The 22,616-nt window shown below is 69.3% G+C and carries 15 protein-coding genes, 1 tRNA gene and 1 pseudogene; 10 read left to right on the forward strand and 7 right to left on the reverse strand.

The features are described from left to right. Positions 1 to 285: 285 nt before the first annotated feature. Entirely contained in the window at positions 286 to 3,975 is a 3,690-nt protein-coding gene (locus OG588_RS05175; protein ID WP_405946226.1) for a helix-turn-helix domain-containing protein, read from the forward strand. Positions 3,976 to 4,039: 64 nt separating this feature from the next. Here OG588_RS05175 and OG588_RS05180 read toward each other — a convergent pair whose 3' ends face one another. Then, the gene (locus OG588_RS05180; RefSeq protein WP_405946227.1) at positions 4,040 to 5,788 is read right to left on the reverse strand and encodes an esterase; all 1,749 of its coding nucleotides are present in this window, start codon (positions 5,786 to 5,788) and stop codon (positions 4,040 to 4,042) included. A 606-nt stretch (positions 5,789 to 6,394) separates the two neighbouring features. Here OG588_RS05180 and OG588_RS05185 point away from each other — a divergent pair. From OG588_RS05185 to OG588_RS05200, 4 genes and pseudogenes are all read left to right on the forward strand, one after another. Next, positions 6,395 to 7,501: a sugar ABC transporter substrate-binding protein gene (locus tag OG588_RS05185; RefSeq protein ID WP_405946228.1), complete on the forward strand. Its 1,107-nt coding sequence runs from the start codon at positions 6,395 to 6,397 to the stop codon at positions 7,499 to 7,501. Positions 7,502 to 7,722: 221 nt separating this feature from the next. Then, positions 7,723 to 7,998 (forward strand): annotated as a pseudogene (locus tag OG588_RS05190) (MFS transporter); the annotation flags it as partial. Between the two features lie 79 nt (positions 7,999 to 8,077). Continuing rightward, a tRNA-Arg gene (locus OG588_RS05195) sits at positions 8,078 to 8,152 on the forward strand. Between the two features lie 90 nt (positions 8,153 to 8,242). Continuing rightward, positions 8,243 to 8,794: a nucleotidyl transferase AbiEii/AbiGii toxin family protein gene (locus OG588_RS05200; RefSeq protein WP_405946229.1), complete on the forward strand. Its 552-nt coding sequence runs from the start codon at positions 8,243 to 8,245 to the stop codon at positions 8,792 to 8,794. 365 nt (positions 8,795 to 9,159) lie between these two features. Here OG588_RS05200 and OG588_RS05205 read toward each other — a convergent pair whose 3' ends face one another. The 4 genes from OG588_RS05205 to OG588_RS05220 are packed head-to-tail and all read right to left on the reverse strand — an operon-like array spanning position 9,160 to position 14,511. Continuing rightward, a complete protein-coding gene (locus OG588_RS05205) occupies positions 9,160 to 12,276 on the reverse strand; it encodes an ATP-binding protein (protein WP_405946230.1) in 3,117 nt (1,038 codons plus the stop codon). Beyond that, positions 12,273 to 12,884, reverse strand: coding sequence for a hypothetical protein (locus tag OG588_RS05210; RefSeq protein WP_405946231.1), 612 nt, complete (start codon positions 12,882 to 12,884; stop codon positions 12,273 to 12,275). The genes OG588_RS05205 and OG588_RS05210 overlap by 4 nt, the downstream gene beginning before the upstream one ends. A 30-nt stretch (positions 12,885 to 12,914) precedes the next feature. Beyond that, positions 12,915 to 14,000: a hypothetical protein gene (locus OG588_RS05215; RefSeq protein ID WP_405946232.1), complete on the reverse strand. Its 1,086-nt coding sequence runs from the start codon at positions 13,998 to 14,000 to the stop codon at positions 12,915 to 12,917. A 7-nt stretch (positions 14,001 to 14,007) separates the two neighbouring features. Beyond that, positions 14,008 to 14,511 (reverse strand): DUF4365 domain-containing protein, encoded by a 504-nt coding sequence (locus OG588_RS05220; RefSeq protein WP_405946233.1) that lies wholly within the window; start codon positions 14,509 to 14,511, stop codon positions 14,008 to 14,010. A 480-nt stretch (positions 14,512 to 14,991) separates the two neighbouring features. On the opposite strand from OG588_RS05220, the gene OG588_RS05225 reads away from it, so the two are divergent. Continuing rightward, positions 14,992 to 16,743 carry a protein kinase domain-containing protein gene (locus OG588_RS05225; RefSeq protein ID WP_405946234.1) on the forward strand — a complete coding sequence of 584 codons (1,752 nt, stop codon included), beginning with the start codon at positions 14,992 to 14,994 and terminating at the stop codon, positions 16,741 to 16,743. Next, positions 16,743 to 16,973: a hypothetical protein gene (locus OG588_RS05230; RefSeq protein ID WP_405946235.1), complete on the forward strand. Its 231-nt coding sequence runs from the start codon at positions 16,743 to 16,745 to the stop codon at positions 16,971 to 16,973. Before OG588_RS05225 ends, OG588_RS05230 begins: the two co-directional genes overlap by 1 nt. Positions 16,974 to 17,042: 69 nt before the next feature. On the opposite strand, the gene OG588_RS05235 is transcribed toward OG588_RS05230, so the two are convergent. Next, positions 17,043 to 17,579 (reverse strand): hypothetical protein, encoded by a 537-nt coding sequence (locus OG588_RS05235; RefSeq protein WP_405946236.1) that lies wholly within the window; start codon positions 17,577 to 17,579, stop codon positions 17,043 to 17,045. A 431-nt stretch (positions 17,580 to 18,010) separates the two neighbouring features. Between OG588_RS05235 and OG588_RS05240 the strand changes: the two genes are divergently transcribed. Together OG588_RS05240 and OG588_RS05245 are read left to right on the forward strand one after the other, a co-directional pair. Next, positions 18,011 to 19,192, forward strand: a complete 1,182-nt coding sequence (locus OG588_RS05240; protein WP_405946237.1) for an MFS transporter — start codon at positions 18,011 to 18,013, stop codon at positions 19,190 to 19,192. Positions 19,193 to 19,404: 212 nt separating this feature from the next. Then, positions 19,405 to 20,220, forward strand: coding sequence for an SAM-dependent methyltransferase (locus OG588_RS05245; RefSeq protein ID WP_405946238.1), 816 nt, complete (start codon positions 19,405 to 19,407; stop codon positions 20,218 to 20,220). Positions 20,221 to 20,235: 15 nt separating this feature from the next. Here the strand turns inward: OG588_RS05245 and OG588_RS05250 are convergent, their stop codons facing one another. Beyond that, positions 20,236 to 21,138: a helix-turn-helix domain-containing protein gene (locus tag OG588_RS05250; RefSeq protein ID WP_398850832.1), complete on the reverse strand. Its 903-nt coding sequence runs from the start codon at positions 21,136 to 21,138 to the stop codon at positions 20,236 to 20,238. A gap of 335 nt (positions 21,139 to 21,473) precedes the next feature. Here OG588_RS05250 and OG588_RS05255 point away from each other — a divergent pair, with 335 nt between their 5' ends. After that, positions 21,474 to 22,565, forward strand: a complete 1,092-nt coding sequence (locus OG588_RS05255) for a sugar ABC transporter substrate-binding protein (protein ID WP_405946239.1) — start codon at positions 21,474 to 21,476, stop codon at positions 22,563 to 22,565. The last annotated feature ends 51 nt before the right edge of the window (positions 22,566 to 22,616 follow it).

Genomic DNA, 22,616 nt, shown 5'->3' on the forward strand with positions numbered 1-22,616 from the left:
GTATCGGCAACGCCGCGCCCGGGCAGGCCCCTTGACCGGGTCTCCCGCAGGCGGAAGTCGGGCTCGCGAAGGCCGAGGTCCAACTCCCCCTTTCCGCGGGACACTTCCCATTGATTGGCGCGTCCGAATGGGCTGCCAATCAACTGACGGCCCGGTGAACTCGGTGCTGTGGGGGAGGTCGTCCCGCGTTCCCCTGGGGGGAGGGAACGCGGGACGCTCGGCCGGCCCACGGTTCCGCGGGTGACGTCGTAGATGGTCGTAGACGGCCGTAGAGGGGGGCACGGCATGGGGCGTCCGGAGAGTCCGCTGGATCCCGCGGCCGGGCCGGTGCAGCGGTTCGCGTACGCGTTGCGTCAACTGCGCCGGGAGGCCGGGGGGATCACCTATCGGGCGATGGCCGAGCGCGTCGACTTCTCCGCGGCCACGCTGTCGGAGTCGGCGGCCGGTGAACGTCTCCCGTCGCTGGCCGTCGTCCTCGCGTATGTACGGGCCTGTGGCGCGGACCCCGGTGAGTGGGAACGGCGTTGGCGGGAGGCGTCCGAGGAGGAGGCCGGGCGGCCGGCCGAGGACGAGGAGGGGGTCGCCGCGCCGTACCGGGGGCTGGCGCGGTTCGAACCGGGCGACAGCGGCCGTTTCTTCGGCCGGGACCAACTGGTCGCCGATCTCGCGGAGTTGGCGCTCGACAACCGGTTCGTGGCCGTCGTCGGCACCTCGGGCAGCGGCAAGTCGTCCCTGTTGCGGGCCGGGTTGGTGCCGGCGCTGCGCGGCGACGCCTGGCCGGGTATCCGCCCGTCGGCCGTACGCATCCTCACGCCCGGCGAGCATCCGGCGCGTACCCACGCCCGGGCGCTCGTCCCCGCCGAGACCACGGGGGACGGGGACACGTGGGTGATCGTGGACCAGTTCGAGGAGGTCTTCACGCTCTGCCAGGACCCCGCCGAGCGCACCCGCTTCCTCGACCGGCTGCTGACGGCCTCCCGGCCCGACGGCGGACTGCGGGTGGTGATCGCGGTACGCGCGGACCTCTACGGCCGGCTCGGCGAGCACCGCGGTCTCGCGGACGCGCTGCGCGGTGCGAGCCTGCTCGTCGCGCCGATGAGCACGGACGAACTGCGCGAGGTCGTCGTGAAACCCGCCGCCGCCCAGGGCCTGACCGTGGAGCGCGCCCTGACCGACCGGATCGTCGCGGACGTGTCCGACCGGCCCGGCGGACTCCCGCTGATGTCCCACGCGCTCCTGGAGACCTGGCGCCGCCGCCGCGGCCGCACGCTGACCGTCAAGGGGTACGAGGCCGCCGGCGGCGTCCGGGGCGCGATCACCCAGACCGCCGAGGACCTCTACGGCAGCCTCTCCCCCGAGGAGGCCGCGCTCGCCCGCCGGGTGATGCTGCGGCTGATCGTGCCGGGCGAGGACAGCGACGACACCAGCCGCCCCGCCCACCGCGCCGAACTCGACGCGGGCGGCACCGTCGACACGGCCGTCGTCCTCGACCGGCTGGCCCGGGCCCGGCTGATCACCCTCGACGACGACACCGTCGACCTCGCCCACGAGGCGCTGATCACGGCGTGGCCGCGACTGCGCGAATGGATCGACCGCGACCGTGAGGTGCTGCGACGGCACCGGCTACTCACCGAAGCGGCCCTCGCCTGGGAGCAGTTGGACCGGGACGCCGGTGCGTTGTACCGGGGGGCGCGGCTGACGGCGGCGGAGGAATCCATCAACGCGCTCGGTGGTTTCACCCAACTCGCGCCGTCGGAGCGGGAGTTCCTTGCCGCGAGTGTCAGGGCGCGGGACGCGGAACAGCACGTGACGGCTCGTACGGCTCGCCGACTGCGTTCTCTGGTCGCGGGGTTGGCCGTCCTGCTCGTGCTGGCGGTCATCGCCGCCGGGCTGGCGTTCACCCAGCGGCAGAGTGCCGTCACCGCGCAGCGCACGGCGCTGTCCCGGCAACTCGCCGCCCAGTCCGCGGCGTTGCTGGACACCAACCCGGACCTGGCCGCGCTGCTCGCGGTCCAGGCGTATCGCACGAGCCGCACCGTCGAGGCCGTCGCCGGCCTCTACACGGCTGCCGCCCTGCCGCTGCGCTACCGCCTCACCGAACACAGCGCCCAGGTGTGGTCGGTGGCGTTCAGCCCGGACGGGCGCACGCTGGCCACCACGAGCGACGACGGGACCGTACGGCTGTCGGACACGGCCACCGGCCGGATCCGGGCCACGCTCACCGACCCCGACGGTGTGCCCGTGGCAGTGGCGTTCGCGCCCGACGGCCGGACGATCGCCGTCGGCGGGGAGGGCGGTGTCCAGGTCTGGAACGTGGCCTCGGGCACGGTCCGCGCCAGGTTCCCCGGCCAGGGCATGGTGTTGGCGGTGGCGTTCAGCCCCGACGGCCGTACGATCGCGGCCGCCGAGGACGCGACGGTGAGCCTGTGGGACGTGGCCTCGGGGAAGACCCGCGCCACGCTCACCGGCCACACCGGACTCGTCTGGTCGGTGGCGTTCAGCCCGGACGGCCACCTCCTGGCCACCGGCGGCGAGGACCGCACCGCGCGCCTGTGGGACGCGGCCACCGGCCGCGCGCTGGCCACGCTGACCGGCCACACCGGACCCGTGCGGTCCGTGGCCTTCGCACCCGACGGACAGACGCTCGCCAGCGGCGGGTTCGACAAAACCGTCCGGATGTGGCCGGTACGGTCCGTCACCGTCGCGGGCGACGGCCAGGCCGTCAAGCTGCACGAGAGCCACATCCTGCGTACCGGCCAGACCGGCCCGGTGATGGCGGTGGCGTTCAGCCCGGACGGCCGCACTCTGGCCAGCACCGGGAACGACAAGACGCTGCGGCTGACGAACCTGGCCACCGACGAGAGCCGGACCATCACCACCGGACACACGGACTCCGTCACGTCGGTGGCGTTCAGCCCGGACGGCCGCACCTTGGCCACCGGCAGCGAGGACAGCACGGCACGGCTGTGGCAGCCGGACAGCGGGCAGGCCCGTGCCATTCTCAACAGCCGTACCGGGCCCGTCCGTTCGGTGGCCCTCAGCCCCGACGGCCGTACCTTGGCCACGGGTGGCGACGACGGGAGAACCCGTCTGTGGAACCCGGCCACCGGAAAGCTCCGGGCCACGCTCGCCGGTCGCACCGCGGCCGTACGGTTCGTGACGTTCAGCCCGGACGGCCGCACCCTGGCCACGGGCAACGTCGACGGGACCGTACGTCTGTGGGACGTGCGCACGGGGGCGTCCCGCCGGATTCTGCGCTACAGGGCCAACGTCTGGTCGGTCTCCTTCACCCCGGACGGCCGGAGCCTGATCGCCCGTTACGACGACGGCGAGTTGCGGCAGTGGAACACGACCACCGGCAAGGGGCGCTCCCTCACCACCCGGCACACCAAACCCGTGTGGTCGGTCGCCGTCAGCCCCGACGGTCACACCCTGGCAACCGGCGCGTACGACAAGACGATCCTGCTCCAGGACCTGGCCACCGGCACCACCCTGGCCACCCTCACCGGCCACACCAGCACCGTCAAGGCACTCGCCTTCAGCCCCGACGGGCGGACCCTCGCCAGCAGCGGCGAAGACCGCACCGTACGGCTGTGGAACACCGACACCGGGAAGCAGCGGTACGTGCTGACCGGCCACGGCGACCAGGTGTGGGCGGTGGCCTTCAGCGCCGACGGCCGCACGGTCGCCAGCGGCAGCGACGACGGCACGGTACGCCTGTGGGACGCGGCCACCGGACGGCTGCGGGCCACCCTCACCGGACACACCGGTCCCGTACGGTCCGTGGCCTTCAGCCACGACGGCCGCACGCTGGCCACCGGCAGCAGCGACGGGACCGCCCGGCTGTGGAACCTGGCACTGCTCGACCCGAAGGAGTCCGTCGACAAGATCTGCGCCGCCGAGCACCGCGGCTTCACGCCGCTGGAACGGGCCACCTACCTCGGCGGCCGCCGGGACACGGCCTGCCCCAGTTGATCGTTCGGTGCCGGGTGCCCGGTCGAGGTCTGTCGGGCGGGCACCCGGGCTGTCCGAACTGCGATCACTTCTTGACGACGGACTCCACCCAGCTGATGAAGTTCGCCGTCGAGTCGCCGGTGCGCTCGGCCATGGTGTGCGCCATGGCCCACACGGTGGCGAAGTCGACATCGCGGACGCCGTAGTTCAGCAGGGCCAACTGGAGGTTGATCTCAGTGGTGTTGGCCGTGTCGCCCTGCATGATGCCGGTGCGGATGCGCCAGTGCGGCGCCACCTGCGACCGCCGGTAGCCGTCGAAGGCGGGCGAGATGAAGTACAGCGGGTTGTACGCGTCGCCCCGCCAGAGGATGTCCTTGCCGACGCTGTCCTTCTGGGCGAAGTCACTGTCGTACGCCGCGGAGCCGTAGGCGGAGTTCCAGTCGGAGTACGTGGCGTACGTCGTCTCGTTCGCCTTGATGACGTCCCGCGTGAGCGGCGCGAAGTGCGACGGGGCGTTGAGGCCCATCGCGAAGACGCTGTTCTCGCCCTGCCCTCGGGAGTACCCGTCGAACGCGCCGACCGGCTTGTTCGCGGTCTTCTGGCTGTTCACGAAGCCTTCGAGGCCGGACACCGTGGCGGTGTTGGTCGTGGCGTCGTAGGTGACCCAGGTGCTGTCGGTGTTGAGGTAGGCGATGTAGTCGGCGACCGTCGCGTACGTCGTCGAGGTCCCCGTCTGGCCCGATCCGGGCGGGCCGCCCTGGGTGGTGATGGTGTACGGGAAGGTGTTGTCGGACAGGAAGTTGTTCAGCGAGGTGGTGATCACCCCGATCAGGTGGTCGTAGTAGCTGCCGGACAGGTAGGTGCCGCTGCTGGACTCGGTCAGCCGCAGGCGCCTGCCGTGCTCGTCGCGCAGGCCCAGGCGGTTGAGGTACTTGGGCCAGGCCTTCGCGAGGTCCTTCGAGTAGGCGCTGGTCCACGTGGTGGACGCGCGCGTACTGGTGGAGGCGAACTGGCCCATGTTCCACTCGTAGGACAGGTTGGCCTCGGCGAGGTTGGTGATCGGGCACCAGGCCATGACGCCGGCGACCGCGTCGCTGAGCGGCCGGCCGTGCGCGTCCTCCATCGCCGCACCGATCGTGCGCAGGTACGGGTCGAAGAGGGGGCTGTCGCCGGAGGTGCCCGCCACGGTGTCCTGGGCGCCGCCGCCGCTCATGCCGAACAGGACGATGTCGTCCGTGCTGCCGGGCAGGACGCTGCGGTTGTAGCGGAGGAAGCGGATCGCGGCCTTCAGGTCGGTCACGCCCCAGGGCGCCGCGTCGGAACGGGTACTGGTCGAGCTGTTACGACCGCGCAGTCCCGGCCACACGTAGATGAGGCCGGCCTCCAGGTACTCCGACACGCTGGTGTAGCTGTAGGACGTGGCGGGCGCCTGCTGGGCGTAGCCGGGGGTGTTGACCGGGATCACGATCGGCGCCGTGTGTCCCGAGTACTGGCCGACGGTGCCCTTCCGGTTGATCTTCGCGGTGTACGTGGTCCCGTCGCTGTTCGCGGTGGCCGTCAGATAGGCGCCCGGCACGTAGATCGACAGGTTCTCGTAGTCCGTCGCGGCCGGGTTCGTGACGTACACCTTGCCGACCTGGTAGTACACGTCGTTGGTCGCGTCGTACGACCAGGCGGTGGAGTCGAACTCCAGCGAGTACGCCGAGGACGTGCTCGACGAACTGCTCGACGACGAGGTGGCGGCGAACGCCGTGCCCGCCGTGCCCTCGGCGGTTCCGATCGCGGCCAGGGCCGCGACGCCCGTGGCGCTGCGGATAACCGTTCTGCGGTTCATGTCCACCCGTGGACCTCCTTGTACAACGAATTGCGTGGTCACAGCCGCGCCTGGGCACCACCCCGGCGGCACCGCGGGCACGTCAGGCTGTGCGGCTCATACAAGTGCCCGACTGTAGGTGGAGCTCCTGAGCCGCGGCCCATAATTGTTAACAATTTTGATGATTATTTTGTTAGAAGGAATTTCGCCGCGGGATACCCGCCCGGTACGCCACGAAGGGCGAGGTATGCGAGCGGCCAAGTCGCCGCCGCCCGGGCCGTGTTGCTCTCCCTGAGCCCTGTCGCCTCGTGGCGGGTGCGCCTCACTGACGCGGTCGAGCCAAACCGGGTCGCCGAATCCACCACAACCTCTCTCCACGAGCACCACCCCGTCCACATCAAGGAAGTGGGACGGTAACGGTCGGCCACAGGAATGCCACAGGCGAAGGAGCCCCCGGTCGCAGAAGCCGTATCGGAGCCTTCCTGCCCCCGCAGGCGCGAAAGGGCCAAGTCCCCCTGTCCGGCGGCCACTTCCCACCGCACATCAACGACCACCAAAAGCCCCCTGCACCCCTCGCACAATCGAAAGGCGCCTGACGTGAGCGCTCCCGCCCTTTGTGGAATCCCCGTGCGTCATCTCGCGACAGCCCTGACCGCCTCCGCGTCCGCGCTGGCACTCACCGCGTGCGGCGTCATCGACGGAGTCGGCGGAAGCGACAGCTCCGCGTCTCCGAAGAAGGGCGACGACATCACGGTGGGACTGCTCCTGCCCGACAGGGACACCGCACGCTTCGAGAACTTCGACCACCCCGTCATCACGAAGGAGGTCGCCGCCCTCACCAACGGCAAGGGCAAGGTCGTCTACGCCAACGCCGACGCGAGCCAGGACAAGCAGAGCGCGCAGTTCCAGCAGATGGTGGACCAGAAAGTCGACGTCATCCTGGTGGACGCGCTGGACTCCAAGGCCATCGCGCCGGATGTCCGGAAGGCGAAGGACGCCGGCATCCCCGTCATCGCCTACGACCGGCTCGCAGAGGGCCCGATCGACGCGTACGTCTCGCACGACAACGAACTCGTCGGCGAGATCCAGGCCCGCGCCATCATCGCGGCGCTCGGCAGCAAGGCGGCATCCAGCAAGATCGTCATGATGAACGGCGACCCCGCGGACACCAACTACGCGAAGTTCAAGAACGGCGCCATCGGCGAACTGAAGAACCGGGTCGTCATAGCCAAGGAATACGACACCTCGAAATGGTCGCCGGCGGTCGCCGAGGCGAACATGAAAAAGGCGATCAAGGCCGTCGGCCTCGACGACATCGCCGCCGTCTACGCGGCCAACGACGGCCTGGCGGGCGCCGTCATCAAGGCGCTGAAGGACGCGGGCGCCACCAAGATCCCACCGGTGACCGGCCAGGACGCGAACCTGGACGCGGTGCAGCGGATCGTCTCGGGCGAGCAGTACATGACCGCGTACAAACCCTTCCCGGAAGAGGCCACCCGCGCCGCGGAGATGGCGGTGTACAAGGTCCAGGGCCGCGACATCCAGTTCGACTCGCTGACCCGCGACACGGCCGACAGCCCCACCGAGAAGAAGATCCCCACGATGCTGGTACCGGTGGTCGCCCTCACCAAGGACAACATCAAGGACACGGTGATCGCGGACGGCATCTACACCGTCAAGGACATCTGCACCCCGAAGTACGCGGCGGACTGCGCCGCGATCGGCCTGAAGTAACAGCCACCGACCGGCAGGTAGCCGCCACCGACCGTCGCAGGGGACGGCCGACAGGGGAACGGCGGACGAGTTCCGCGGTTCCCTCAGGCGGTCCCTCGCGGTCTTCGGAGCGACAAGGCCAAGAAGCCGCACACGCCAAGCGCTGCGGACGACGCCCGACAGCCCACCCCTCGGCGCCCTTGTCCCAACGTCCCGTTCCCACCTAGCCTGACGACGGCTTCATCTTCGCCGGCTGGGTCGTCCGCATCCCCGCCATCAAGGAACAGACCGGCGCCTCCGCCAGTACCCTCGGACTCGCCCTCCTCGGCGTCTCCGCCGGCGCCGTCATCACCATGATGCTCACCGGCCGCCTCTGCCACCGCTACGGCAACCACCAAGTCACCGTCGTCTGCGCCGTGTTGCTGTCCCTCAGCGTCTCCCTCCCCCCGCTCACCCACTCACCCCTCACCCTCGGCCTCGTCCTGCTGATCTTCGGCGCGGCCTACGGCGGGATCAACAACCCACAAACACAAAGATTCCGCCTCCCCGCGCAGGTTCCGCGTTATACAGGGGCCTGCTACAGCTGGCGGTTTCCGCAGCTCAGCGCCCATCAAGCGCAGCCAAAGCAGGCGCCTTCTAAGCGCTTGGCCACAGGTTCGAGTCCTGCCGGGGGCGCTTCGCTACACCCCGTGTTTCCGCAGGTCAGGTCGGCTGTAGGGCTCACCGATGGCACTTCCTCTCGTTGCGCGTTGCTCGCGTCAAATGAGCGATGACGTCGACCTGTTAGCGCCCATCGATCGCGCCGCCGACGAGATGCCCGAGGCGGTCGCCCGGCTCATCAAGGCGTATTCGGCAGCTGGATACACGGTGGAGACGGCCCAACAGACCCCTACCTACAGCCGGTTGAACGTCATCGATCCGTCCACCGGATCACAAACCAAGGTGGAACTCGTCGCAGAATTCCTCCGCCATGCGCCCGTCCCCTCCGAGCTCCGTCCTGTGCTCCACCGTTACGACGTCGCCGCCGGCAAAACCGGCGCCCTGTTCACCCGGGCCGAGGCCCGCGACGCCATCGATGTCGACGGCCTGCTCAAGACCGGCTACAGCCGTGAGCGGCTGATCGAACTGGCCACACAGAACGACGCCGGATTCGACCGTCGAATGTTCGCCAACGCCCTCCGCCGTGTGCAGCGCTACACCGACAAGCAATACGCCACCTACGGCCTCGGCACCCAGGCAGCCGCCGCGCTCCGCCAGCAGTTCAACGACTGGCAACAGCAACTCACCCAGCCCGAATCCGACCAAGATCGCTGAGCCAGAGTGAAATCCTCCTGCGCCAGGCAGCGTCGGCTGGGGCGATCCGGCGCGTCGTCTGAGCCACGCCGCTGAATCGCCGCCGACGGAAATCAGGTCGGCCACGGCCCGCAGAACGGCGCGGCTTTCGGCCTCCGGGAGGTTCCTCGACACCTGCTGGGTGTACTCCCGGATGACATCGTGCGGTCGGAAACGGCGTGGTCCGTCGGGGGACTGGATTACGACGGCCAGATGAGCGGTGAGCAGTTCACCCACCGCCTTGGGGGTGACCGCCGGGACAGGACGGCTCAAGCGCCCTGGCGACCCTGTCCGCGCAGGTCAGGGTTTCGGCACGGGCCAGGACGCGTTCACCACCTCACGACCGCTCAGGTACCCCGGCGGGCTCGCTCGACGATCTCGTCCTCCGTGAGCGGCACATCGTGGTGACTGAGGCAGATCAGCACCTCGATCTTGCTGAATCCGGTCCCCTCGCCTGCGGCGTTGAACATGCCGGCCTTGAGACCGGCGAGGTTGTCGAGGACCGCGTTCCGCGCCTGGGCCATGGTCTTGGCGGCCTCGATGTGCGCGGGTTGGGTGAGTCGGCCGATGAACTGGTTCACGGTGTTGCCCAGCGCCTGGTTGTGGATCCCCCTGGGGAGCTGTGAGGCGAGGACTATCCCGAGTCCGTACTTGCGTATCTGGCGGATGAGTTCGACGGTGCTGTCCGTACTCGGATTCGATGCACCGGAGGGCACGAAGTTCTGCGCCTCGTCCATCACCAGCAGCCCGCCCAGGGCACGGTCGCCGACCGGGTGTGCCCTGAACCATGAGAACAAGGTCGCCTGGAGGCGGCTGACGAATTGGGCCGGTCCGTCGCCGGACAGGCCGATGAAGCTGATCACCGAGATACGGGCGGCCTTCCCCGGCGACGGGATCAGGAGCATGCCGGGATCGGCGGGTGCGCCGGACTCCCCGAACAGCGGGTCGGTCTCCATCGCGGCTTCCAGCGTGTCCGCCATCTGAACCGCGAAGCGACTCGTCCTGCTGTTCACGATGTCGCTCGGAGGCTCGGCGAGCAGCTCGACGAAGCCGGCCAGGGTCTTGCCGCCGTCGCGCGCGTACCGTTCGAGAGCACGTTTGAGGACCCCCAGCTGCTGGGTCGCGCGAGCGCTGCTGCCGCGTACACCGGCATGTGGCGCGAGTGAGGTCACGGTCGACCTGACCAGACGGGGGAAGTCGTCCTCGTCGTCAAGGACGGGACCGAAGTCGGGAAGCGGGTAGAAGGAGATCGGACGTCCCCGGTTCAGACCCGGTGTCCACACCACCACTTCGACATCCGCGAAATAGCGTCGGGCCTCGCGCTCATGGTCGTCCGTCCAACCCTTCGGTGGGCGCGACCAGGGGTCGCCGAGCCGTGCGAGGTCGTCGTTCGGATCCAGCACGATCACCGAGACGCCGCGCAGAGCGCACTGCTCCACAAGCCGCTTGATCAGGACCGTCTTGCCCGATCCCGCCGCGCCCACCACCGCGGTGTGCATCCGGAGTCGTTCCATGGGTATCGCGAACGAACGGCCGCCCCGGACCGTGGTTCCGACGACGATTTCGGTACGAGCGGCCTCGGCGTCCTCCGGTATGCCCGCCGCATCCGCCGCCACCCTGGAGCCGACTTCCGTGGTCGCGATGCCGAGATGCTGCCGTAAGTCTCCCAGCACCGGCGCGAAGATCTCGATGTGGGAAGCGGGGCGCTCCTGTCGCAGCCATTCGTCCAGGCCTGACGTACGGTCGTCGAACATGGCCCGAAGGGCGGCCAGGGTCCGGAGGTCGGCGGCGCCGATCGGCAACGACACCCCGCCCCGCGCCTCGAAGTCGTCCTTGATGTCCTTGGTCCTGGGGCCGCTCGGGTACGGCATGTTCCGCAGCAGAATCAGCCGGCGGCTCGCCAGGTCGGCCGTCAGGCCGGCCTCCACGGCCGCGTTACGGATCCGGTTCTGGGCGGCGATGGCGTTGTTCGCGGCGATCGCCCGGAAGGACCAGTGGAATTCGTTCTCGCTGGCCTCGTCCACGACATAGCGCAACCGGGCGTGCAACGCCGCCTTGCGGCCGAAGTCGGTCTCGATGGAGAACCGCGTCTCGTCGGCGCCCAGTTCCCTGAGCAGACTCCGCAGCCCCGCGCCCAGCAGAGCGGGCGTCAACCCGTCCTCGGTCGTGGGGTCGAGCGGCCCGAGGTCGTCCGCCTCGGCACGGAGCTTGTCGAAGGACTCCGTCAGGGTGCTCAGGTTGACGGCCCTCGCCGGTGCGGGCGGTGCGGCTGCCGTGGGCTCCGCGCCTGCCAGGGAGGTCAGTTCGGCAACCGTGCCGGTCTGCAGACACGCCTCGATGTGCTTCTGGACTCGGATGAGCAGCCGCCGTGCGGTGTAACGGTGTGGGGCTTCGGCCAGCGCCGCCGAGGTGACCGGCCAGGTGGGATACCGCGGAGTGAACCCCATCGACTCGAAGTAGGCCCGAAAGCGGCTGCTGACGATGGCGGCGGCGGTGGCCTCGTCGGGAATCGCGCCGAGCGTCGGCAGAACCTCGAACCGGTCCAGGGCGGACCGGACGGCCGCCCGGGAAATCTGCTCCCAGGTGTCCTCGTGGCACGCCACGACCATCAGGGTCCGGCGGGCTTCCTCCCGCAGTTCCATCAGGCCGGTGGCGATCTCACTGCTCAGCCGCTTCGCGGCCCGGCCCTCGCCGGAAGGGGCCGACGTCAGCGACGACGTCTCCGCGGCGGACACCAGGGTGTCGAGCTGGTCGAAGGCGAACACCAGCGGTCCGACCAGGGCGAACAGGCGCGTCAGATCGCGGAGGACGAGTTGAGCCGGTCGCCCGCCCGGCGACATCCCCCAGGCGGCGCGCTTGTCCCCGTCGTCGTCGTTGAGCGCGAAGTAGGCCCTGCCGATCTCCACGGAATCGCCGGTGGAGGCTATGAGCGCCAGCGCGCGGGCCGTGTCCGCGGCCTCGTTGCCCACCTGCCGGTCGATGGTCCGGATCCCCCGAACGAACGCATCGACATGGGTGCGCGTCAACTCGCGCCGGCCAGTGACGGCGGTATGGGTATCCGTGTCGAGGCGAGCCCGGCGCGAAAGCTCGTCGAGCAGGCGAATCAGTTGTTCCTGGCCTCCCTCGTCCTCCCGGTAGAGACTGTCGACGAGACTGTCGGCGGCGCTCTCCCAGAAGTTTCGGCCGGTGACGAGCTTGACGTAGAAGAAGGAGCCGCCGCGCTCCTGGATCTCGTGGCGGGTCCAGCCGAGCAGATGCGTCTTGCCCGAACCGCTCTCGCCACGCACCACGGTCGCAACCGGCGAGTGGGCGCGCTCGACGGCGCTCATCGCCCTCCCCAGCCGCCGGAATACCTCAGGATGAAGGCCGTCGACGTGGTAGGAGGTCACCGGTGTCCAGATCTCTTCCTGGGTCAGCGCGGTGTTGATGTACAGCGTCTCCAGGGCGGCGAGTTCCCCGTTCACGCCGGTCCGATCCGCAGGAGGTGGCGGGGTTCGCCGCCGATGTCGACGGCGGCTCTGCGGTCCTCGTCGCTGAGCGTGCGCTGGTTGAGCTCGCTCATCAGCTGTACGTCGGGCTGCTCGATCATCCGGTCGAGTTCGGCGTCGACGGCCCCTCGCGGCAGATTCTCGAGCCATGGGCGCAGCGCCGACAGTCTGACCCAGCTGCCCGGTTTCCGGCGGACGGTGAGTTCCGTGTAGGCCGCGCGGATCCAGTCCTCGACGTCGGGCTGGAAGAACTCGCCGAACTTGGTGCCGGAGCGGGCCAGGTACTGTCCGACGTTGTCCAGCACCGCGTAGAGCACCCCGGCCGGAAACTTCGCTCCGTCCGGACGTCCGGCCACCAGAGCGGACTCGCACCAGGTCCGGCCCGCGGACGTGAGCTGGTGCGTGTTGACCGCACCGGGCTTCCTGGTCACGATCCGCTCGGCATCCTGGTTCACTCGCCGTCGCACCGCCGCGGTGATCTCCAGGCCGGCGAGTTCGCGCAGTTCACGGTTGGTCACCGGCCGTGCGACCACCATCAGGGCGAACAGCGATGCATGATCCCGTACAGTCAACTCCGTTGGCACAGTACCCCTCCTCGATGAGCCGAAATCCGGTCAAATGTCGAACCCCCGCCTGGGCACCAGTTCCACCCGGCCGGTCATGCTGGACAACTCGCCCATGACGGTGATCACCTGCCGTTCCCGATGCGCGGTGATCGCACGGTCGTACGAGGCCTGGTCCGGGAGCCGCACCCAGACGGCCCGCCGGACCAGTTCGGCGTGCTCGGTGCGCAACTCACCGCGGACCTTGATCCGCCACCGGTCGTTGCCGGAGGAGTCGTCATGCAGCCCCTCGACCACACCGGAGACCGTCGCGGCACCGGTGGCGTTGAGGCCGCGAAGCCGCAGGGACGCGGCGTGCAGAAGCGATCCCGAGGTCTCCGGGAACGCGACGACGCGTGACGGCACATCAAGTGGCTGCGAGCGCGCCCACCGGAAGCCGATCTCGAAGGGCTCGCTCCGGTCGAAACCGGAGAGCTCACTGAGCGCCTTGCACAGATCCGCGGAGACACCGGCCGTGACGGTCTCGTCGAAGGCCGCGGGCGCGTCCGCCGCTACGGCTGCCTGGGCCGCGCTCACCGCCTCGAGCATCTGGACCAGCACGGCCCGACCGGTGACCTGCTCCCCGCTCGGCGTTCGGGCCGTCGCGTCCGCCGCCACCCGGATCTCGACGACGTAGCTCCCGGCGCGGGAGGGGCCGAGTTCGGCTGCGTGCAAGAGGTCGCCCACCACGCCCGGTTGCCGGCCGGCGAAGGCGAAGTGCGGACCCTGCACGACGGTGCGCGCCGCCGCCGTCAGGAGGTTGCGGACACCCAGCACCGTCTGCGTACCCAGAAGCAGCGAGGTGTAGCCGGGGTCGTGGCCGGTGGGAAACGTCCGGAAGGACTGCTTGTCCAGTTGCGGTCTGGCGATCTCCAGGGCGATGTCGCTCACCGGCCGGTCCTCCAGCGCGCACAGACAGCGCAGGATCTCCCGTAATCGAGGGTCGTTGTCGCCCATGCCGTCGCGAGCGGGTACCAACACCTCGTAGTCGCCCGGGTGTTGCCACACACTCGCTCCGCGCCAGCCTTGTGGATCCCGCTCCCAGCCCGTTTCCGCCAGATAGCTGGCGATGTCGTCGACCTTCAGCGGAATCGTCATCGGTCCCCTACCAGTCGGACTGCGTCTCGGTGAGCCGGCGCAGTGAGGCGGCGGTGAGCACGTTCGCTGTCGGAACTCTGACCGGACGCCATCGGTCACGGTCGGGGTTCTTGATCGGCTCCTCGGCGCGAAGCGAGACGAAGTAGCCAAGGTGGCGGAGCAGTACACCGTCGGTGCTCATGGCCGCGTACGCCTGGTTGTCGGCGGGGACGCAGATGACGAACAGAAACCGGGGCACGGTGAAGTCGGGACCGGCGAGCTTGTTGAACTGCCGCTCGTTGAGCCCGCGGAAGTTCAGGTGGCCGGACGACACGGACGGCTTCGACCATGTCTTGATCTGAGCCTCGACAGTGGGTGACAGCGTCCGTCCGTAGCGGCCGGTGGCGCGGAACCCGAGGTCGACCCCGTCCGCGTCGAGATCGCCTTGCAGGACGATCAGGCCTGCCGCAGAGGCCAGCACACGGACGTAGTCTTCGCCGAACTTGCCCTGATGCTGCTTCGCATCGAGCACGAAAGCCCCCCAATGTCCCCCTACTGTGGCACACAGTAGTCAGAACCTTACGGCACGCGCTAACGGCTGTCAGGGCCCCAAAATGGACCTTCCGACAGGCCTGCGAAACGATGGCCGGCAGGCAGCTGTTCATCCCCGATGCGATGTAGGGGCGGGCCTCCGCTCCGGCCGGGTACGGACGATGCTGTGGTTGCCGCCTATGGCTCGTTCTCCCGTTCGGGAACGACGAACCTCGCCCCTGCTCAACGCAGTTATGTGTCCTAACAACTCTGCGCCTGACCTCACGTACGGATCAGGTCGAGTCCGTACACCACTTGCCAGAACGCGAGCCCGAGCAGCCCTCCGGTGGAACGGAAGTACGGGAAACCCTGAACGGACACCACGGCTCGGATAGCCTCGTCAATCCTGGGGGCCGAACTGACGTACGGCGCACATCACTTCGGGGGATCCGTGTCAGAACAGCGGCCGGTGCCACCGGGCTTGGCAACGAACGAGGCCGCCGCGCTGCGGCAGACCGGTGCCTCACCCCTGCGCCTGGGCGACCCGGACCACATCGGCCCCTATGCGCCGCTGGCCCTGCTCGGCAGCGGCGGTATGGGGCGCGTCTACCTCGCACGTCCGGCGGACAGCAGTGCCGGTCTGGCCGCGGTGAAGGTGATCAGGCCGGAGTACGCGGACGATCCCGGCTTCCGGCGCCGGTTCGAGCGTGAGGCGTCGGTGCACGAACGCGTCAGCACGTCGCACACACCGAGACTCTGTGGCACGGGCTTCCAGGACGAGTTGCTGTGGATGGCCACCGAGTACCTCCCGGCGCTCGATCTGGCGCATGCCGTACGTGAGCACGGTGCCCTGGAGACGGCCGCAGTATGGCGCCTGGTCGCGGAACTGGGGCAGGCACTGGCCGACCTCGCCGCCACGGGGATCGTGCACCGGGATCTGAAACCGTCCAACGTGCTGCTGTCCGTCGGAGGCGCGCATGTGATCGACTTCGGCATCTCGAAGGCCATCGACGCCAGCACGATCACCGGCACGGGTGTCCGGGTGGGAACTCCGGCCTACATGTCGCCGGAACACCTGAGGACCGGCAGATCCGACACCGCGTCGGACGTGTTCTCACTCGCCGGAACGCTGGTGTACGCGGCGGTGGGGCGCGCCCCGTTCGGCGACGGTACGGGAGTCGACGTGATGCACCGGGTGGCGTTCGAGGAGCCGGACCCCGAGCTGATCGCCGAGATCTCGGCGGCGGACCCGGCGCTCGGCTCGCTGCTGACCGCCTGCCTGGCCAAGGAGCCCGAACAGCGGCCCACAGGGCAGGACTTGATCGACACGGCCGGCGAACGAACCGAAACGACCGTGTGGCCCCAGCCGCTGGCCGACCAACTGCTGGCCCGGCAGCGGGCGTACGAAGTGCTGTACCGCCTCCCCGTCGCACCCCAAGCCCGATTACGGTCTCCGGACGAACGGCCGATGGCGATGCCGCCGTCTCCGGCCGGGCCGGACGGCCGACCTGGTCCGCCCGTTCCCGAACCACTGGTGGTGGCCGCCGATGCCGCCACCGGCATGCCATCGGCGCGCCCTCCGGAGGGCAAAGTCCCTACCTGGGCACGGAAGAAGTCGGTACGGGCAGTCGCCGTGGGCATCGCCGTCTGCGCGGTGGCCGCAGGGGTCTTCATGGTCAGTGGCCACGACGCCCCGCCCGCCGCTTCCGCCCCGGGGTCCGCCACGACGACCGGCCGCACCGTGCCCGGTGGCACCGCCTTCTCACCGATGCCCGGGGCTTCGGACGCGAGGGCCGCCTCCGGCAAGAGCGTCGACGGCGCCGCGAACCCCGACGGCGCGGCCACGCACCCCGAGGACTCCGGCTCCGCCGCACCGGCGGTGCAGGGCACTCCCTCCGCTCCCGATGCCGATCCCAGCGCCTCGGCCGACGCGACTCCCTCCTCGTCCCCGAGCAGTCCGCCCACCACCGAGCCCGCGACCCCGGCCTGGATCTCGGACTGCACGTACTACCGCGGCAACGGACGCACGCGCCTGGGAGACAGCGGCAAGCGTGTGCTGCAGGTGCAGTGCATGCTGACGAAACGCGGATACGGCGTCGGGAGCACAGGCGTGGACGGCGACTTCGGTGCCGGAACCGAGTCGGCGGTGCGGAGTTTCCAGAGCGACAAGCTGCTGGACGCCGACGGCATCGTGGACCGCGAGACCTGGCTCGCCCTGCGCAGCGCGGAGTGATGCCCGTGCCCCACCCGCGCAGTGCTGGACAGGGGCGGCTCGGTCGCCGGATCCGGCCCGGTCAGGCCGGGTGGTACCTGCTCCCGAGCCACCCATGCTGCGACCACCTGGGCGTCGCACCGGCCACCCGCGGCTTCGACGTGGCGTGCATCGGCGAGGACAGCATCGACCGGACATCCTTCGGCCACGGCGACCCCGCCCGCTCGGCCGGCCACTTCAGTCGGGGGTGATCGGTTCGCGATGCCTGACGATCGGATGGATGAGGTCGTACAGCACGAAGTTCCGTCCCGCCCTCGGGATCATTCAGCGGGGTGTCTTGACGTGGGGGTACGGGGCGGAGACATACGTGCTGTGATGATCTGCGGCGCGCAGGGCGGCGGTGAGGCGCTCGCGCGGTTTGAGTCCGAGCTCGGCGGTGGCGTGCAGAGCGCCAGGTCGTCCCCGGAGCCCACAGCGGCATACCCCTCCATGGGCTCACCGACTTGATAGTCGTCATGGATCTCGAAGAGACGACCGTGGACACCGACCAGGAAGACACCTGCCTGTTCTTGCTCGGAGTCCTTGCGGGCCCACCCACCGTCCTTGAGGCAGGCTCGGACGGCGTTGATGAAGCGCGTGGCCATGAAACGGTCGAGGTCGCCCTCGGGGTGCGGGGCCTCGAATGCGTGGTGCAGCAGCCGGCCCATACGGAACGAGGTCGTGAATCCAAGTACATAGGGGTCGTTGGTGAAGACCTTCGGGTCACGACGGATCGCGAGCTGTGACCCGCCGCTGCCTGCCGAGTCTCCGGCGAGATGAGTGCGCCCGCGATGGACCAGGCCGACGATGACGGTCAAGTCACCACCTCCAGGGACTTGTTGGGTCCTTGTCGTCCTGCATGAACCCGTTCTGCCCCCTGCCCGGGCGGAGCCACCACTTCCACGAGGAGACCTGAAGGAGCGTTGATGAGGGCGCGACGGCCACGGGTGCCGTCGCATCGGTGGTGCGTGGAGCCGCCGTCGGTCGACCCGACCCGACGTGAGACCGGTTGTCCCGGCCGATCTCCTGGCCGTCACCATCGCCGTGGTAGGTCGACGAGCCGGCGGACACGCCCGTCGGATCATGCCGCTCCGGATCCGGCCGTCGAGGCCCCCGAGATGGTCCACGGGCAGCGCCCGGGGCGAGCCGTGCCTCGCCCCGGGCGCCCGCCAACCCCCTTGCCCTGGGCGCGACCCCCGCCTAGCCTGATTTTGTGCCGCAAATAAACAAACTCCGAACGCACAACGCCGTGCCGGGCACCCCCACCGACCTCACCCGGCTCCGGATCACCCTCACCGCGTTCTTCGCCCTCGACGGCTTCATCTTCGCCGGCTGGGTCGTCCGCATCCCCGCCATCAAGGAACAGACCGGCGCCTCCGCCAGCACCCTCGGACTCGCCCTCCTCGGCGTCTCCGCCGGCGCCGTCATCACCATGATGCTCACCGGCCGCCTCTGCCACCGCTACGGCAACCACCAAGTCACCGTCGTCTGCGCCGTGTTGCTGTCCCTCAGCGTCTCCCTCCCCCCGCTCACCCACTCACCCCTCACCCTCGGCCTCGTCCTGCTGATCTTCGGCGCGGCCTACGGCGGGATCAACGTCGCGTTCAACAGTGCGGCGGTCGACCTGGTCAGGGCCATGCGGCGGCCCATCATGCCCAGCTTCCACGCCGCGTTCAGCCTCGGCGGCATGGTCGGCGCCGGGCTGGGCGGACTGGTCGCCGGGTTCCTGACCCCGACCCAACACCTGTTCGGCCTCACCGTGATCGGTCTGCTCGTCACCGCCGTGGTCGGCCGCGAGCTGCTGCGTCTGAAGCCCCCGGCACTCCCTGAGAACGCGCCGAAGGCCTCATCGAAGGAGGAGGCCGCGCCCCGCCGCCTCACCCCCCGCACCCGCGGCCTCGTCTTCACCTTCGGCCTGATCGCCCTCTGCACCGCCTTCGGCGAAGGAGCCCTCGCCGACTGGAGCGCCCTCCACCTGGAGCAGGACCTCGACGCCACCGCCGGCGCCGCCGCCATCGGCTACTCCTGCTTCGCACTCGCCATGACCGCAGGCCGACTCACCGGCACCCGGCTCCTCGAACGCCTCGGCCGCACCCGCACCCTCGTCTCCGGCGGCACGGTCGCCGCCCTCGGTATGCTGCTCGGCGCCCTCGCACCCACCCTGTGGGCCGCGGTCCTCGGCTTCGTGATCACCGGGCTCGGCCTCGCCAACCTCTTCCCCGTCGCCGTCGAACGCGCCGGCACCCTCGCCGGCCCCGACGGCGTCGCCATCGCCTCCACCCTCGGCTACGGCGGCATGCTCCTCGGCCCACCCGCCATCGGCTTCATGGCCGACTGGTACTCCCTCCCCGCCGCCCTCACCAGCGTCGCCGCCCTCGCCGCCGTAGCAGCCGTCATCGGATTCCTCACCCGGCACGCGGCAGAGAACTGACGCACGGCGGAGGACCGATGCGCTGATGAACGGTGCTTGGCGCAGGGCTGATTCCACGTCACCGGCCGCAGCGAACAAGCCAACGAGCGGTCCGAGAAACGCAGTTGATGCCGACGTGGCGCATGAGTCGAGCCACGGGGGAATAACGTGGGTGTCCACGGCCGATCTTCGACGGTTCCGTGGTTCTCACCGCCGTACGCACAGGAGCTTCCATGACCGAAGCGGCAGACAACTCCGAGCAGGATCCGCTCGCCAGGTTCGACACCACCGTGCCGCAGTCGGCGCGGATCTGGAACTACTGGCTGGGAGGCAAGGACAACTACGAAGTGGACCGTGTCGCCGGTGACGCGTTCCGCGAGATCTTCCCCGGGATAGAGACCGGAGCCCGGGCCGCCCGCTACTTCCTCGCCCGCGCCGTCCGGCATCTGGCCACCGAGGAGGGCATCCGACAGTTCCTGGACATCGGCACCGGACTGCCCAGCGTGGACAACACCCACGAGATAGCCCAGCGGGTGGTCCCCGAGTGCCGCATCGTCTACGTCGACAACGACCCGCTGGTGCTGGCCCACGCCCGCGCGCTGCTCACCAGCTCCCCGGAAGGCGTCACCAACTACGTCGACGCCGACCTGCGCGACCCGGCCACCATCGTCCGCGAGGCCGGCAAGACACTCGACTTCGACAAGCCCGTCGCCCTCATGCTGATGGGCATCCTGGGCCACATCGAGGACTACGACGAGGCGCGCTCGATCGTACGGCGCCTGGTGGAGGCCCTGCCTTCCGGCAGCTACCTCGTGCACTACGACAGCACCGACACCAGCGAGGCCTACGTCGACGCCATCCGCCAGTACAACGAGGGCGGTTCGATCCCGTACATCCTGCGCAGCCCCGAGCAGATCGCGGGCTTCTTCGAGGGGCTTGAGCTGATCGAACCGGGCGTCGCGTCCTGCTCCCGCTGGCGTCCCGACGACAGCGCCTGGGGCCTGCCCGCGGAGGTCCACCAGTACGGCGGTGTCGCCCTCAAGAGCTAGCGCCTGTCAGGCAGTTCACGTCTCCTGAAGGATGCGATGCAGGATCGTCGGAGTCTCCTCCGGCGATTCCGCCTCCACCACCAGGCGGTTCATGACGTCCCAGTAGCACTCGATCTCGGTCGGCCGGTCGGGGTAGAGGGCGGTGACCCGCTGTTCCAGGTAGACCATGTCGGGCAGCCGGCCGCCGGGCAGCCGCAGGATGGTCACCGGTCCGGCCTCCCCCGCGTGCCCGCCCGCGAGGAACGGCATCACCTGGACGGTGACCTGCGGCAGCCGGCAGATCTCGATGAGATGCCTCAACTGGCCCCGCATCGTGCCGATCCCACCCACCGGGCGACGCAGCGCCGCCTCGTCGATCACGGCCCACAGCTGTGCCGCCGGCCTCCGGCGCAGAATCCGCTGCCGGGTCATCCGCAGCTTGACCCGCCGGTCGAGTTCCGCCCCGCCGGCGCCCGCGTGGGCGAGCCGGAGGGAGGCGCGCGCGTAGTCGGGGGTCTGCAGCAGGTGGGGAACACGCTGGACCTCGAAGCAGCGGACGAGACTCGCCGCCTGTTCGGCCCCGAGGTAGGCCCGCGCCCAGGTGGGCACCACATCGTTGAAGTGCTGCCACCAGGCAGGGGAGTTGGCCTCCTCGGCCAGGGCCAGCAGGGTGGCGCGCTCGGCCTCGTCCGTGACGCCGTAGAGCGTGAGCAGGTCGGCCACGTCGCGCGGCTTGAAGCGGTGGCGGCCGGCCTCCAGTCGGCTGATCTTGGACCGGGAGGCGCGGATGGCGTCGCCCGCGGCCGACCGGGAGATGCGCCGCTCGTCGCGCAGTGCCCGCAACCGCGCGCCCAGCACCAGCCGTGGCACGACAGGTCCGGCCGACAGCCCGTCCAGCGGCGTGGTTAAGACCTCGTCGAAACCCATGTCGGAACCCATGCGCAACTCCCTGCGGTGAACGGCCCTTGCACGCCCGCTACTTGCCCCATCCGCGAACGCTGAAGCCAGTCATCCTAGAGGGCCGAGGGGCACACGATCTTCACGTTGCGGGAATGATCTATACCTTTACGGCCAGGCCGACACGCAGGCATTTCCTATACGATTTTTCTCACAGCCGGGCCACGCAAGAGACGCGGACGGGAGCCCTGAGAGTCACAAACTCCCTACCCAGCGCACCTGTTCGTGCCGCAAGTCTTGACGGGCGCAGGTTCCTCCCCCACGATCGCCGCATCGATTTCCTATCTGATTCCTATCCGAATCCGCAGGGGTGGGCCATGCGCTTCCCAACCAGATCTGTCCTGCCCGGAGTTGTCGCCGTCGCGCTGCTGGCGACGGGGACAGCGGCCTGTACCTACAAGAACTCCGATGCGCAGTCCGGCAGTCAGGCCGCGCCGGCCGCCCGGACCGGCGCCGGCGCCGACCTCGTGGACGGCTCCCAGACCAAGGTCGCCCTCGTGCCCGGCGGCGCCCACCCGTACTTCCAGCCCTGGAAGACCGCGGGTGCCGCAGCGAAGAAGACGTACGGCCTCGGAGCCGTAGCCTTCGACGAGACGGCGGAGTGGGACCAGCAGAAGCAGAACAACCTGCTGTCCACGCTCGCGGCCCGCGGCTACAACGCGTTCGGGGTGTTCGGCGTCTCCCCCACCGACATCAACTCGACCTTCGCCGACCTCAAGTCCCAGGGTTTCCCGGTGGCTTCGCTGGGGTCCTGCCCGGCCGGCGACAAGGACGACGCCGACTTCTGTCTCTCCACCGACGTCCAACTCGCCGCCTACAAAGCCGCGAAGGCGGCGATCGCGGCCATGGGCGGCAAGGGCACCCTGGTCCACCTCACCGGCAACAACGTAGACGCCAATACCCAGTTGAGGATCAAGGGTGTCACCCAGGCCGTGAAGGAGTCGGGCGGCAAGGTCAAGCTCCTGCAGACCATCACCGACATCGACACGGATCTGCAGACCGCGCAGAAGGCGGTGTCCGACCTGATGGCCGCAAAGGGCAGTCAGATCACGGGCATTGTCGCCACCGCCTACAACCCTGCCGTCGCCGCGGCCGACGTCGTCAAGTCGTCCGGCTCGAAGGCGAAGGTCATCGCGATCGACGACGACGCCAAGATCCTCAGCGGCATCAAGCAGGGCACGGTCACCGCCACCGTGGTCCAGAACCCGGTCGGCCAGGCCGAGATCGGGACCTGGGCGCTGGCGCTGCTCCAGACGAAGCAGTGCACGGTGCGCTCTCCCGGTGTGGAGGTGGACTCGGGTTCGTTCGTCGTCACCAAGGCGAACGTCGCCGGGTACGACAAGGCGCGGCAGGCGAAGACCGCCGAACTGAAGAAGCAGTTCGCCGACAAGATCCTCTCCTGCGCCTGACGGCCGAACACCACTGATGACGGGCTATCGCCGACTACTGCCGGCCAACCC

This window comes from Streptomyces prunicolor (assembly GCF_045162825.1).
Taxonomy (GTDB): domain Bacteria; phylum Actinomycetota; class Actinomycetes; order Streptomycetales; family Streptomycetaceae; genus Streptomyces; species Streptomyces prunicolor.